The organism is Burkholderia sp. Ac-20365, from assembly GCF_017104715.1.
Lineage (GTDB): Bacteria > Pseudomonadota > Gammaproteobacteria > Burkholderiales > Burkholderiaceae > Paraburkholderia.
Map to the genome: position 1 here is coordinate 155,363 of NZ_JAAGPI010000014.1, position 13,363 is coordinate 168,725.

The 13,363-nt window shown below is 63.7% G+C and carries 12 protein-coding genes; 9 read left to right on the forward strand and 3 right to left on the reverse strand.

Translation table 11 applies throughout. The features are described from left to right. The first annotated feature begins 2 nt into the window (after nucleotides 1-2). A complete protein-coding gene (locus tag G3O01_RS24215; protein ID WP_205808590.1) occupies nucleotides 3-923 on the forward strand; it encodes an alpha/beta fold hydrolase in 921 nt (306 codons plus the stop codon). Here G3O01_RS24215 and G3O01_RS24220 read toward each other — a convergent pair. Then, nucleotides 884-1,438, reverse strand: a complete 555-nt coding sequence (locus tag G3O01_RS24220; protein WP_205808592.1) for a putative glycolipid-binding domain-containing protein — start codon at nucleotides 1,436-1,438, stop codon at nucleotides 884-886. The genes G3O01_RS24215 and G3O01_RS24220 overlap by 40 nt on opposite strands. A 248-nt stretch (nucleotides 1,439-1,686) precedes the next feature. On the opposite strand from G3O01_RS24220, the gene G3O01_RS24225 reads away from it, so the two are divergent. From G3O01_RS24225 to G3O01_RS24255, 7 genes are all read left to right on the forward strand, one after another. Next, nucleotides 1,687-2,664: an urea transporter gene (locus G3O01_RS24225; protein ID WP_205808594.1), complete on the forward strand. Its 978-nt coding sequence runs from the start codon at nucleotides 1,687-1,689 to the stop codon at nucleotides 2,662-2,664. Nucleotides 2,665-2,692: 28 nt separating this feature from the next. Continuing rightward, nucleotides 2,693-3,472: a class II aldolase/adducin family protein gene (locus G3O01_RS24230; RefSeq protein WP_205808595.1), complete on the forward strand. Its 780-nt coding sequence runs from the start codon at nucleotides 2,693-2,695 to the stop codon at nucleotides 3,470-3,472. A gap of 29 nt (nucleotides 3,473-3,501) precedes the next feature. Beyond that, nucleotides 3,502-3,687 (forward strand): 4-oxalocrotonate tautomerase, encoded by a 186-nt coding sequence (locus tag G3O01_RS24235; protein ID WP_205808597.1) that lies wholly within the window; start codon nucleotides 3,502-3,504, stop codon nucleotides 3,685-3,687. A 1,293-nt stretch (nucleotides 3,688-4,980) separates the two neighbouring features. Next, entirely contained in the window at nucleotides 4,981-6,375 is a 1,395-nt protein-coding gene (locus tag G3O01_RS24240; protein WP_205808599.1) for a cytochrome ubiquinol oxidase subunit I, read from the forward strand. Between the two features lie 29 nt (nucleotides 6,376-6,404). After that, complete coding sequence (gene cydB / locus G3O01_RS24245) at nucleotides 6,405-7,406, forward strand: cytochrome d ubiquinol oxidase subunit II (protein WP_205808601.1); 1,002 nt, start codon at nucleotides 6,405-6,407, stop codon at nucleotides 7,404-7,406. Then, complete coding sequence (locus G3O01_RS24250; RefSeq protein ID WP_205808603.1) at nucleotides 7,384-7,536, forward strand: hypothetical protein; 153 nt, start codon at nucleotides 7,384-7,386, stop codon at nucleotides 7,534-7,536. Before cydB ends, G3O01_RS24250 begins: the two co-directional genes overlap by 23 nt. 818 nt (nucleotides 7,537-8,354) lie before the next feature. Further along, nucleotides 8,355-9,122: a response regulator transcription factor gene (locus G3O01_RS24255; protein WP_205808605.1), complete on the forward strand. Its 768-nt coding sequence runs from the start codon at nucleotides 8,355-8,357 to the stop codon at nucleotides 9,120-9,122. An 82-nt stretch (nucleotides 9,123-9,204) separates the two neighbouring features. Here G3O01_RS24255 and G3O01_RS24260 read toward each other — a convergent pair whose 3' ends face one another. Together G3O01_RS24260 and G3O01_RS24265 are read right to left on the reverse strand one after the other, a co-directional pair. Then, the gene (locus tag G3O01_RS24260; RefSeq protein ID WP_205808607.1) at nucleotides 9,205-9,522 is read right to left on the reverse strand and encodes a hypothetical protein; all 318 of its coding nucleotides are present in this window, start codon (nucleotides 9,520-9,522) and stop codon (nucleotides 9,205-9,207) included. 379 nt (nucleotides 9,523-9,901) lie between these two features. Continuing rightward, the gene (locus G3O01_RS24265) at nucleotides 9,902-11,731 is read right to left on the reverse strand and encodes a hybrid sensor histidine kinase/response regulator (protein ID WP_205808609.1); all 1,830 of its coding nucleotides are present in this window, start codon (nucleotides 11,729-11,731) and stop codon (nucleotides 9,902-9,904) included. A 477-nt stretch (nucleotides 11,732-12,208) separates the two neighbouring features. Here G3O01_RS24265 and G3O01_RS24270 point away from each other — a divergent pair, with 477 nt between their 5' ends. Beyond that, nucleotides 12,209-13,021 (forward strand): hypothetical protein, encoded by an 813-nt coding sequence (locus G3O01_RS24270; RefSeq protein WP_205808611.1) that lies wholly within the window; start codon nucleotides 12,209-12,211, stop codon nucleotides 13,019-13,021. The last annotated feature ends 342 nt before the right edge of the window (nucleotides 13,022-13,363 follow it).

Below are 13,363 nucleotides of genomic sequence, written 5' to 3' on the forward strand. Positions count from 1 at the left end.
GCATGATCCACGACATGCAGGCCGTCGATGCCGACGGCGTTCAGCTCGCCGTCTACGTCAGCGGTCCGCGCGATGCGCCGCCCGTCGTGCTCGTGCACGGCTATCCCGACTCCGCCGCGGTGTGGGAGCCGATCCGCGCGCTGCTGCACACGCGCTATCGCGTGATTGCCTACGACGTGCGCGGTGCAGGCGCGTCCGATGCGCCGCGCGAGCGAACTGCATACCGGCTCGAACGGCTCGCCGCCGACCTGAAAGCCGTCGCCGATGCAACCTGCGGCGCGCGGCCATTCCATCTCGTCGGGCACGACTGGGGCTCGATCCAGTGCTGGGAAGCCGTGACGGACGACGCGCTGCGCGGACGCATCGCCTCGTTCGCGTCGATATCCGGGCCGTGTCTCGATCATGCTTCGCTCGGACTGCGCGGCGATCGCGCGCAAACTGCCGCGCGTCCGTTCGGCGCGGGCGTTCGACAATTGCTGAAGTCCTGGTACATCGTGTTCTTTCATCTGCCGATGCTGCCGGAACTCGTGTGGCGCTGCGGCGGCGCCTATGGCTGGCCGCTGTGGCTGCGCATGACCGAACGCGTGCGTACGCCGCGCGACCCGGCGCAACTGCGCAACGCGTTGAACGGCTTGAAGTTGTACCGCGCGAATTTCATCGACCGATTGCTGCATCCACGCGCGCGGCACGCGCATGCACCTGTGCATTTCATCGTGCCGCTGCGTGACCGCTACGTCGGGCCAGCCCTGTCGCTTGGGTTGGACGCGTGGATCGGCCCGCATTCGCGTGATGAAATCGATGCGGGCCATTGGGTCGTACTGCGCGATCCGGCGCGTGTGGCGGCGAGCATTGACGGATTCGTCACTGCGCGCGAGGCCTCGTGTCAGACGAGCGGCAACGTGCGCGTGAACATCATCGGATAGTCGATCACGAGCGCGTCTTCGTCCACTTTCAACTCCGCCGCAAAGCCGGTGTCGATGCCTTCGTAGCGGTACTCGCTGCCCGGCTCGATGCAGGTGTAAGCCTGCTCGACGCGCGAAACCTGCAGATCGGGCGTCGAAATGAACAGGACCGCAATCGGTTCGCGCGCGCCTTTCGCGAGTTGCAGGCGGCGGATCGGCAGCGTATTGGTGAATGGCGTGGCGGCGATGTCGATATCGATGCAGCCCGCCAGCGACGGCAGCACGAGGCCGTGCCCATCGCGCCAGTTGCCTTCGCCATCGCCGTGCAACTCGAGTTCCGGGCCGCCCATTACTTTCAGCCAGGCATCCAGCGTGCGCCATTGCAGATCGCATTTCACGCGATACATGAGGCCGTAGGCGCGCCCGTCGCGCTCGCCGGCCAGCACGCTTTCGGCATAGAAGCCGTCGGCGCGTGCATCGAACGCGAGATGCTCGATGCCTTCGCCCTCTTCCGGGGTCCATCGCACTTCACGCATGGGTCCGTCTCCTGTGTTCGGGCGCTGAAAATGGCGCGCCCGTCGGTCACATCGTATAGCCAGCGGCGTGCCCGCCAGCGCACGCACGTGCCGCTCAAATAGCCGCTATCAACGCACGCGCATGCCGCGCACGCCTCACCTGCCCTATGCTCGCGTTTCGTCTGCTTCGAATCACGAGCGCCGCGCGAGTTCCGTCTCGCGCGGCTTTGTCACGTCTTCGTCACGTCAGTTCAAACGCTATTGCCGCCATGTCCGCCGCGCTCCATGAAGAATCGTCCGATGCGTCCAGTGCGTTCCATGCATCAGGCACGCTGCTGCGCAGCTTCGGCCAGATCGTCCTGCAAGGCAATGCGGCGACGGGCGCATGCGTGCTGGCGGCGTGGCTCGTCAGCGATCCGCGCCTCGCGTGCGCGGCGCTGACCGGCGCGATTGCCGCCAACGTCGGCGCGGTGCTGCGCGGTTACGACTGCGCCGCGACGCGCGACGGGCTGCACGGGTTCAACGGCGCGCTGGCCGCGCTCGCTGCGTTTTCCTTCATCGCCGACGATGCAACCGCGATGGCCGTCGCGATCCTCGCCGCGACCGCAGCCGCATGGCTGCTCGGCCCGTGGGCGCGCCTGCTGCAGGCGCGCGGCCTCGGTTTCTATTCGAGCCCATGCCTGCTCGTGACATGGGCGTGGCTGCCGCTCGTGCATCTCACGCCCGCGCATGTCACCGTGAGCGATGCAGCATCCTGGCTCGGACCGCTGCATGGCGTGCTGGCGGGCATCGCGCAGACCTCATTTGCGTCCAGTGCGCTGGCGGGCGCGTTGATACTGGGCGGCATTGCACTGTCATCGAAGCGCTCCGCGCTGTTTGCGCTGGCGGGCGCGGCAATCGCGACAGTGGCGCACGGGCTGCTGGGCGCGGACAGTGCGTCGCTCGCTGCGGGCCTGTCGGGATTCAATGGCGCGCTCACCGCGCTCGCGCTGGCCGATTGCGGCGCGCTGGCGGCGCTGGCTGGCGTGGGCGTGTCGGTGGTGCTGCAGCAGGCGGCCGTTTGGTGCGGCGTGCCGGCGATGACGGCGCCCTTCGTCGTCGCGACGTGGACGACACGCTGCGTCATGCGCGATACTCGCCGCAAGCGCACAATCGACCCGACGCGCCCGCCGGCATCCGCGATTGGAAAACGCCTGGAATCCGGGCACCATCAGACAACAACCCGCGCCGCTTCGCCTGAAACCTGAAGGTGACGCGGCCAGCACAGGAGACGTCATGTCGTCGTTCGCCCATAAGCCTGCGGGCCGCATTGCGCAGTCGGAGCAGATGTCCGGAGGAGAGCGGCGCACGCGCGTCGATCTCGCGGCTGCTTACCGGCTGGCGGCGCTGAACGGCTGGGACGATCTCGTCTACACGCACATATCCGCGAGCGTGCCGGACGAGCCCGGCCATTTTCTGATCAACCCGTTCGGCCTCGCGTTCGATGAAGTGTGCGCGTCGAACCTGGTGAAGATCGACATTGCGGGCAACATCATTGGCACGAGCGAGCATCCCGTCAACGCGACGGGTTTCGCGCTGCACGCAGCCGTTCACGCGGCGCGCGCGGACGCGTTCTGCGTGATGCATCTGCACAACACGGCGGGCATCGCGGTATCGTTGCAAAAGGATGGGCTGTTGCCCGGCTCGCAGCATGCGCTGCGTTTTCACGGGTATCTTGCCTATCACGATTACGAGGGACTGGCGTTCACGCCGGCGGAGGGCGAGCGGCTCGTCGCCGATCTGGACGACAAACCGGCGATGCTGCTGCGCAATCACGGCACGCTGACGGCGGGCCGCACGATTGCCGAGGCGTACGTGCTGATGGCGACGCTCATCAAGGCGTGCGAGATCCAGTTGCAGGCGCAGGCGGGCGGCGGCGTGCTGGTGATGCCATCCGAAGCCGTGGCTGAGCGTACGGCCGAACAGCTTTACGACGGCGGCGCGATTGAAGGCGCGCTCGAGTGGCCGGCTTTATTGCGGAAGCTCGATCGGCTGGATGCTTCGTACAAGGACTGATTTTTTGACCTGGCTGGAGGAAATTGGATATGCCTACATTTCGTATCGAGCTTTTTGAAGGACGGACGGTCGAGCAGAAACGTCAATTCGTCGAAGCGATTACCAGGGCGACGTGTGAGTCGCTGAATGTCGAGCCTGGTTCGGTCGATATTATTCTTGTCGATGTAAAGCGGGAGGACTGGGCGACGGGCGGTAAGTTGTGGAGCGACGTTTGACGCTGATTTTGCCGTTTGCTCGCGCGGTCTAAAGTTTTCTGAACTAGTGCCGATGTAGTGCGTGTCTCCAACGACACTATGCATCGACTTTATGGATCGCAAGGAAGCTGGGCTGTTTCGTGAAGCTACGTTTGATGGTTCCTCTTCTACGATCTCCGATCGGGTTATGGAAACTGCTGGGGTTTTGCTCGCGGCAGTTTTTACCGTAATCGCGGGGGTTGGGACTGTTATGCAGCTTATTGCATGTTTTAAGTGAGTTTTCTTTTTGTCTTGCGACGCTTTTGTGGTCTGCTTTTGGTTTCGCTGGCATCCGCGTTTTGTTATCGGTTCTTCATGCGTTGCCCCTGTGCAGGGCGGCACTTACTTTCTTTGCCGCCGCAAAGAAAGTAAGCAAAGAAAGCGGGCTAACACCGCCAGCCCTTGTCCCTGCCTGAGGGCCCCCAACGGGTCCTCTCCTCCACACGGCAACTTCTCAGTCCTCTCCCGTTGCCAACGCATCAAATAGATGCCTCACCCGCTCCACACGCCTGCATCACCGCATGCGCGATCAAATCTCATACGTTCTATAGCGGCAAACTGTGTGTCGGCTGTCGCGCCGTTTGCGCACCACTCCGGACTGAAAAGCAAGGTCGGTGTCGTAAGAGCGCTGACGTTCGAAACACCACGACCTACACATAGTTTTCCACCTGGGCGGCATTAACCAATCGCTGCCGCCGGTCGTGCTACGGGTGATTGAAGTGGGTGAGGCGCTCAATAAGAGCGTTGGCAACGGGTAGTGAATGGCAGGACGCCGTGTGAAGCGGAGGAACTGCTGGGGGCCCTCAGGCGGTGGTCAAGAACGGGCGGTGTTAGCCCGCTTTCTTTGCTTACTTTCTTTGCGGCGGCAAAGAAAGTAAGTGCCGCCCCGCACAGGGGCAACGCGAGAAGCAGGCAAGACAAAACGCGGACGCCAGCGACAACACAAGCAAACCAAAACAAAGCGTCGCAAGACAAAAACCAAAACAAATGCGACAACACACCACACACCCCGCGTCGCGACCAATCAACAACAAACCCACTGCGACGCGGTCGATTGCCGCACTTCCCACGAAAACGCGAGCCTCCCACCTGCCGAACGGCACACAACATTCCTGATCCACATCAACGCTTTACGGCAAAAATCAGAGCCGAAAGAACCCCACACCTGCGCCATATCGCCACATCAGGCGCCGCAGCAAAAGAACCCACCTTCCCCTACTCTTGCGGTCATCGGCAAGCGCCGACACACAGTGTCAATTTCCCGGATTCAGACACATGACCACCGCACTCTCTGCCTTCGACCTGGCGCGCATGCAGTTCGCCTTCACAGTCTCGTTTCACATCATCTTTCCCGCCCTCAGCATCGGGCTCGCCAGCTTCATCGCCGTCCTCGAATGGCGTTGGCTCAAAACCGGTAAGGCCTACTACAAAGATCTTTGTCTGTTCTGGTCGAAGATCTTCGCCGTGGCCTTCGGCATGGGCGTCGTCTCCGGCGTCGTCATGAGTTACGAATTCGGCACCAACTGGTCGGGCTTTTCGTCGTTCGCCGGCCCCGTCACCGGTCCGCTGTTGATGTACGAAGTCATGACCGCGTTCTTCCTCGAAGCCGGCTTTCTCGGCATCATGCTGTTCGGCTGGCAGCGCGTCAGCCCGCGCGCGCACTTCGGCGCGACGCTGATGGTCGCCATCGGCACGCTGATCTCGACGTTCTGGATCCTCGCGTCCAACAGCTGGATGCAAACGCCGCAAGGCTTCGATATCGTCGATAACCATGTCGTCCCCGTCGACTGGTTCAAGATCATCTTCAATCCTTCGTTCCCCTATCGTCTCGCGCACATGGCCATCGCCGCGTTCATCGTCACGGCACTCGTCGTGGCCGCCGTCGGCGCGTGGCATCTGCTCAAGGGTCGGCGCGACAACGCGGTCATGAAGATGTTCTCGATGGCGCTGTGGATGCTGCTGATCCTCGCGCCCGTGCAAGCCTTCGTCGGCGACGCTCACGGTCTCAACACACGCGAACACCAACCCGCCAAGATCGCGGCGATCGAAGGCCTGTGGGACACGGAACAAGGCGGCACGGCGCTGAACCTGTTCGGCATTCCCGACATGCAGGCGGAAACCACGAAGTACGCGGTGTCGATTCCGCACCTCGGCAGCCTGATCCTCACGCATAGCTGGGACGGCGAAATTCGCGGGCTGAAGAGCTTCCCGAAAGAAGACCGCCCGAACTCGACGGTCGTGTTCTGGAGCTTCCGCGTGATGGCGGGCCTCGGCGTCGCGATGATCGGCTTTGCGATCGCCGCGTGGGTGCTGCGCCGGCGCGGCAAACTGTACGACGCGAAGTGGTTCCACCGGCTCGCTATCGCGATGGGACCGACGGGCTTCCTGTCGCTGCTGGCCGGCTGGGTGACGACGGAAGTCGGCCGTCAGCCGTGGGTCGTGTACGGCGTGAAGCGCACCGTCGAAGCCGTGTCGCCGCTGTCCGCGCAACAGGTCGGCATTTCGCTGATGGCGTTCGTCGTCATCTACTTCCTCGTTTTCGGCACGGGCATCTACTACATGTTCAAGCTGATGCGCTCGGGCCCGGCGCTACCAGGCCACACGCCGGATGGCGTTCCGGACGCGCCTGAGCGCACCGCGCACCGCCCGCTGTCCGCCATCGACGCCTGATCCTTCAACCCAAAACCCGCGAGAACACTATGGATGTGACCGTAATCTGGGCCGCGATCATCGCGTTGGGCCTGTTCATTTACGTCGTGCTGGATGGCTTCGATCTGGGCATCGGCATCGTGTTTCCATTCTTCCCCGACGAAAAAGAGCGCGACCTGATGATGAACACCGTCGCGCCCGTCTGGGACGGCAACGAAACGTGGCTCGTGCTCGGCGGCGCGGGCCTGTTCGCGGCGTTCCCGATCGTCTATTCGACGGTGCTGTCGGCGCTTTATCTGCCCCTCGTCTTCATGCTCGTCTGCCTGATTTTTCGCGGCGTGTCGTTCGAGATCCGCGCGAAAGCGAACCGCACGAAGCATCTGTGGGATCTCGCGTTCATCGGCGGATCGACGGGCGCGGCGTTCTTCCAGGGCATCGCGCTGGGCGCCTTCCTGCAAGGCATTCCCGTCGTCGACGGCAGTTTTACGGGCGACGCATTCGGCTGGCTCACGCCGTTCTCGCTGCTGACGGGTCTCGGCCTCGTGGTCACCTACGCGCTGCTCGGCTGCTGCTGGCTCGTCGCGAAGACGGAAGGCGATCTGCAGCGGCGGCTGCACCGCGTCGTGTGGCCGCTGACGATCGTGCTGCTCGGCTTCATCGTCGTGGTCAGCATGTGGACGCCGCTGCAGGAACCCGACATCGCGCAGCGCTGGTTCGACGCCGGCATCTTCTGGCGTCTGCTGCCCGTGCCCTTCCTCGTCGCGATCTGCGCGTTCTTCATGCGGCGCGCAGTGCGCGACCGGCATCACAACACGCCGTTCATGATGGCGCTCGGGCTCGTGCTGCTCGGCTACGTCGGGCTGCTCGTGAGCCTGTGGCCGTACGCGATCCCGTCGAGCCTCACGCTCTGGGAAGCGGCCGCCCCGCGCTCGAGCCAGATGTTCACGCTGGTCGGCGCGGCGGTCATCATCCCCATCATCATCGGCTACACGACGATGGGCTACTGGGTCTTCCGCGGCAAGGTGCGCCATGGCGACGCCCACTACCACTAAGCCAGCGCGCACCCGCCTGCCCGGCTGGCTCTGGTTCGTCGCGCTGTGGTGCGGCGGCGTGGGCAGCGCGATGATCGTCGGCTACGCGTTCAAGGCGCTGATGAACGCGACGCTGTTCGCCATCACCTGAACGGCCGAAACAAACCACGCATGCCCGGGCGTATCCACCGCGCATAATCTGTCGGGCGGCTTGCAACGGGCCGCCCTCTTCCCTTCAAAATCCCGCCGGGAAGCTCGTCTACGTAGCAGGCCGCGAGAGCTGCATGCTTGCCGCCTCCGATGCAGTGCCGTACAGACCAAGGAAGCCATACGCGCGACACCGCGACGACCCAGCCGGGCTTTCCGGCAAGGCCGCAGCGGCTTGCGCGAGCGAGACCAAAGCAAGACCATGGAAGCGTGCCGACACCGTGCATTCCCGGCGGGTGGTGCGAAAAACGGAGCACGGACGCGTGCGGGAGCCGCAAGGCTTGCACAATCGCGCCACAACACGCATGACCAGTCCGACGATCAGGCATATGATCGCGGCTTGGGAAACAAAACAAGCTGTTGCTGCATGGACGGCCCACCGCTGGTCGGGTCGCAGGGAGTGCAGCGGGTTGCGATGCGCAGTGGGCGTTTCACGCCCGGCCGCGTCGCGGCCTTGCGGACGAGCCGCGCGCAACGGGGCGCGCACGGTTTGTCCCCGTCCCGACCGATAACCTGGGCATAACATCGGCAAAGGGGTAAGGCGCGCAAGCGCCGACTCTGGTCGAGGCGCCGTAGGATCCAGATAAGCGCTCAAGCGCTAACCTGAATCGATGCGGCGTGGGACCAGAGTAAGCGCTAAAGCGCTAACTCTGGTCGACTCGCCGTAGGATCCAGATAAGCGCTCAAGCGCTAACCTGAATCGATACGGCGTGGGACCAGAGTAAGCGCTAAAGCGCTAACTCTGGTCGACACGGAGACAACATGAAGTTCCTTGTAGCCGACGATCACGAACTAATCCGCCAGGGCGTCAAAGGTCTGCTGCGCGGACTCGATCCCGACGCGGTATTCGATGAAGCCGACAGCTGGGAAACACTGGCCGCGGCCGCGCGACCCGACGCCGACCACGATCTGGCCATCGTCGATCTGCACATGCCCGGCATGACGGGCGCCTCTTCCTTGCAAACTCTGCTGAAGGCTAATCCGGCGTTGCCCGTGGTGGTGCTGTCGGCGGAAGAATCGCCGGATGAAATGCGCGCCGTGCTAGCCGCTGGCGCGCTCGGCTTCGTGCCGAAGCGTCAGCCCGCCAGCGTCATGCTCAAGGCGATAGAACTCGTGCTTTCCGGCGGCGCCTATGTGCCGATGGAAGCGCTCAGCCTGCTCGGCTCGCGCGAGGCGACCACCGCGACAGCAACAGCGACGGCCCCGGCGGAAACGGCTCTGGCGGCGGGCGCTTCGGCCAGCGCCGCGCAGACGTCGGCGGCCTTGCCAGAAGCGGCGCCCGTCGCGCGCGTCGAAGCGCTGCAGCCGCATCAGCAGCATCTGCTGGAGAATCTGTCGCCGCGTCAGCAGGAAATCATGCGGCTCGTGCATCGCGGCTGGACCAACAAGATGATCGCGCGCGATCTCGGCGTTGCCGAAGGCACGATCAAGGTCCATCTCTCCGTGATCTTCCGCGCGCTCGGCGTGCACAACCGCGCGACCGCGATCGCCGTCATCAACGGCTGGCTCGAAGCGGGCAAGACACTCTGACACTGGTAAAAAAGAAGGCGACAGAACGTCGCCTTCGGTAGAACGCAACGCGGCCCTTGCAGCCGCGCGTGATGCATGCCCGTCAGAGCATTTCGGTCGCCAGCGTGACGCCCAGCGCAAGACCGCCGATCACGCCGATCAGACGGCCGAGCAAGGTCGCATTGAGATCCTCGTCGAGAATGAATTCGCTGCGGCGCTCGCGCAGCACCGTGCGATGCAGCAACGGTACGGGAAACAGCAGCGCGCACGACAGCGCGGCGGGCGCGCCCAGGCGCATTGCCATGTTCGCGTGTTGCTCGCCGGGAATGCCGAGATACAGCATGGCGACCACGAAGATCGTCGTCAGCAGCGCGCCGCCCAGCACGCCGGTGACCAGCCGGTCGGAAGGATGTCCGTTCACTTCAATACCTCATCGTTTCAATTGCCGCGTGAGCCGGATGTGCCCGACGCGGCGGTTGCTGAAAGCGACCACGGCAGCGCATCTGCCGTCGTTATCGCGAATCGGTCTATTTCAGCAGCCAGGCATGGAAGCGGTCGATCAGACGCTTCTCAAAAAGGCCGACACTTGGGTCGCCGGGATGAGAAGCGATGAGGCTACGCAGGGAAAAGGAAAACGAAACGGCGCGTCCTCGCGAAGAGGCAAAGGACGCGCTTGGTTTGGGTGAAATGCAGTTTTTATGAGCTTGAGACGAGCGCGTGCTGCGCGAGCGAGCGTCGATCCGGCGGCAGCCTCGGCCTCAGCCTCAGCCGAACGCCGCGTACGCCAGAAACTGGGAAGGTCAGCCGCGCGTCGTCAGCGGTTGCTCGACCGCCCTATGTTCCACACGCTGACCGGCCGCCTCGGCGGCCACGCCCGGCTGCTGCCATAGCATCTCCAGCGTGCGGCGCAACCGCGCGGGCGTCACCGGCTTGTGCAGCACGGGAATGCCCTGCAGCGCCAGCGCCTCCAGTTCCACCGACGCCATATCGCCCGTTATCAGCAACGTCACGACGCGCTCGCGGCCGCGCCGCCGCAGCGCGTCGCGCACGGCGCCCAGCGCCTGCGCACCCGTGCGATGGTTCGCCAGCTGGTAATCGCACAGCACGGCGTCGGGCATGAAGCCTTCGTCGATCGCCTGCAGCGCGAGACGCTCGTCAGGCACGCCGCGCACCACGCAGCCCCAACGGCCGAGCAGACTCTGAATGCCTTCGAGAATCGCCGGCTCGTCGTCGATGCACAGCACGTGGCGCCCAAGCGCCGCCGCGCTGCTCGCGGCCGAATCGTTCAGCCCGGCGACGATCCGCGCCGGATCGCCCGCCTGCACCGGAAACCGGAACACCGAGCCGCGCCCCGGCACCGAGCGCAATTGCAGCTGCCCGCCCAGCATCTCGACGAGCCGCTTGACGGTCGGCAGCCCGAGGCCGTGGCCTTGTCGCGCGTCACGCTGCGGGTTGGCGACCTGATAAAACTCCTCGAAGATGCGCCCCTGCTCGGCGGGTGGAATGCCGATACCCGAATCGCGCACCTCGATATAGCCGCCACCGCGCCGCCCCGCCCGCCGGAAGCCCATCCAGATCGCGCCGCCTTCCGTGTAGCGCACCGCGTTCGACAGCAGGTTGCTCAAGATCCGCTCCAGCAACACGGGATCGTCGTGAATCACCGCGTCCGTCGGCGCGATACGCAGTGCGAGCCCTTTCGCGGCCGCCTGCGGCCAGTACTGGTTGCCCACACGGTCGAACAGTTCCGAGAGCCGGAAATGCAGCCGGATCACCTGCGTGACGCCACTTTCCAGCCGCGCCAGATCCAGCACCTGGTTGAACAGCTGGTTCAGCGCCTCGACGTTGTTCGCAATGTTGCTGGCCGTCTTCGCATGTTGCACGGGCGTCGCCGACGTGTCGTTCAGCGACGCCGCCAGCAACCCGATCGCGTGCAGCGGCTGGCGCAGATCGTGGCTCGCGGCGGCAAAGAAGCGCGTCTTCGCGAGGCTCGCCTCTTCGGCGACCAGCTTCTGCGCAGCGAGCGATTCAGCAAGCGCCTGCTGGTCGACGCGCGCCTGCACGACGCGCTGGAACAGCTTGCGATAACTCAACGCGTAAACATTGATCGCGCAGAAGAAGAACGCGAGAACGATTGCAAGAATGGTGCGATCGAACGTGTGCGTGCCGAAGTGCAGCACGATGGCGGGCAGCAGCAGAAACGGAATCGCCGTCACGAAATTGGCGACATCGAAACCGTTCGACATGAACACGCCCGCCGCCAGCGTGACGAGCATTACGGTGTGCAGAATCGGCAGATCGGTATGCGGGCTCTGGAACGCGAACCAGATGGCCAGCCCCGGTGCGCTGTAGAGCAGCGCGCCGCGGGCTGCGTGCAGATTGATCCACGTGCGCGGCGACGCGGCCTCGGGCCAGCGCCGGTTGCACATCCACAGCGCGAGGCTCGCGCAATTGGCGAAGCCATAGAAGATAAAGCAGGCCGCGAAAAGATGCGGATGCGGGATGTTATTCCAGTAGATCGCCACCAGCACGGCAATCGAGAACCAGTGCGTAAAGAAGGCAATCGGGTCCTGCGCGTACAGCACGCGCACGAGATCTTCGTCGATCGCGCGCTGGATGGGATCGGCCCGCATCGTGCGGTCTCCTTTGCGGACGCGGCAGAGCGTAAGCGCCTTGCCCGTCCCATGCGGTTTCGTTGTGATCGGCCGGGATGGGCGCACGCGAAACGCAGCGCCATGTTCCGGTCCCGTGCAAACGCCGGCCGCCCGGCCTTTGCAGTTCGATGGTTGTTTCGTTTTCTGTCAAACCGCCGCCGATTGCACCGGATCGGGAATAAAACCCGCGCGTCGCGCGTCCTTAGAAATGCACCGGTACAGTCTAAAGATAGTTTACCCGTCTTACCGGCGGTTTACCCTTCAGCTATGACTTAATCCATATAGGCGGCGCCGAGTGCAAAAAGCATACTGGGTACAACGATTCAAACATCAAGCGCGGCCAACAGCCTCTGAAGGTGCAGCTTCACGCCCTGTTTTACGCCTGTTTGTCGAGGCTCAATTGGCGGTTTCTCCCGCCGCCTCCGCGCTCCTTGCCCCTTACCGATGGAGGCCTTCATGGGCGCAGTTCCGAGCCAGGATTTCGCACGCACTCTCGACGACGCCGTTCTTCCCGACCTGTGGCGCCGCCGCACGCAGCTCACGGACGACGAAATGATGTCGATGTACGACCTCGTGAAGCGCGCGTTGCGCACCTACCACCCGCTCGAATTGCACGCGCTCGGCGAAGACAAGGAAGAGCTCGTGCATCAGTTCATCTACACGAAGGTGCTGCGTCTTGCGCCCGGACATGTCGAATCGAAGGCCACGCCGGAAAGCGCGCCGTCCAACGGCTACGCGATCTGCGCTTACTTCCGCCGCTATCTGATCGACTGCCTGCGCAGTGCCAGCCATCAGCGCAACGTGTCGATGGAACACGAAGGGATGATGCAGGAAATCGATCTGCGTGCGCAGGCGCTCGAAGATCCCGTCGAAAGCGTGTTGCTGCAATACGGTCTGAACGAGCGCTACGTGCGCGAAGCGGCGCGCGCGTTCATTGCGTCGCTCGATTCGCCCGAACGCATCGTGCTGGCTGGCAGCCTCGGCTGGTGCTCGGAAGCCAAAGGCGGTCTGTCGGCGGTGGCCGCGCAGCATCGGGTGCCCTCCTATCACTATCGCGCCGTCAAGCTCGGTGTCACCATGAAGAAGACGGACGACGCCACGCAGTTTTCCAACACGAAGATTGGCCAGTGGCTGCGCGACGATCTCGGCATTGAAATCCATGCTGAAAACCGCGAGGCGATCCTGATTGTCTTCAACCTGCTCGCCGCGGAAGCGACGGAAGCCGCCACCGCGCCCGATAACGACGAACTGATCGAAGCGGCCGCTTAAGCGCTCCGCGCGCGGCCGCTTTACATTTGACATTTGACGTTTAGCGATCAACGCCCTCTTGTCGCATTTGACGTCTGTTTGACACTCCGGCTCGCCTGTTACGAGTCCGCCTCTACGCTTCATCCCGCGTGCACTTCGCGCGACCGCTGCCTGATGGCACCCGTCCGCCCGAACGCCGGACCGCCGGAACCTGTTTCGCGCCTGCAATCACGGCATTTTTTTAAACACGCGGCTAAACGCGCGTTTTCCCTTTGCATTTCTCTGCGCGCCGTCCAGGATAAAGAGGCTGCGAGCGCCAGCCTGCCGTCCCTATCGCCGGAGTTCCCCCAACCCGGCGCACAT

Excerpts from the sequence above, each read along its gene's own strand:
- G3O01_RS24220 (WP_205808592.1), bottom strand. The coding sequence starts at position 1,438 with ATGCGTGAAGTGCGATGGACCCCGGAAGAGGGCGAAGGCATCGAGCAT.
- G3O01_RS24265 (WP_205808609.1), bottom strand. The coding sequence starts at position 11,731 with ATGCGGGCCGATCCCATCCAGCGCGCGATCGACGAAGATCTCGTGCGC.
- cydB (WP_205808601.1), top strand. The coding sequence starts at position 6,405 with ATGGATGTGACCGTAATCTGGGCCGCGATCATCGCGTTGGGCCTGTTC.
- G3O01_RS24225 (WP_205808594.1), top strand. The coding sequence starts at position 1,687 with ATGTCCGCCGCGCTCCATGAAGAATCGTCCGATGCGTCCAGTGCGTTC.
- G3O01_RS24255 (WP_205808605.1), top strand. The coding sequence starts at position 8,355 with ATGAAGTTCCTTGTAGCCGACGATCACGAACTAATCCGCCAGGGCGTC.
- G3O01_RS24250 (WP_205808603.1), top strand. The coding sequence starts at position 7,384 with ATGGCGACGCCCACTACCACTAAGCCAGCGCGCACCCGCCTGCCCGGC.
- G3O01_RS24270 (WP_205808611.1), top strand. The coding sequence starts at position 12,209 with ATGGGCGCAGTTCCGAGCCAGGATTTCGCACGCACTCTCGACGACGCC.
- G3O01_RS24235 (WP_205808597.1), top strand. The coding sequence starts at position 3,502 with ATGCCTACATTTCGTATCGAGCTTTTTGAAGGACGGACGGTCGAGCAG.
- G3O01_RS24240 (WP_205808599.1), top strand. The coding sequence starts at position 4,981 with ATGACCACCGCACTCTCTGCCTTCGACCTGGCGCGCATGCAGTTCGCC.
- G3O01_RS24215 (WP_205808590.1), top strand. The coding sequence starts at position 3 with ATGATCCACGACATGCAGGCCGTCGATGCCGACGGCGTTCAGCTCGCC.
- G3O01_RS24230 (WP_205808595.1), top strand. The coding sequence starts at position 2,693 with ATGTCGTCGTTCGCCCATAAGCCTGCGGGCCGCATTGCGCAGTCGGAG.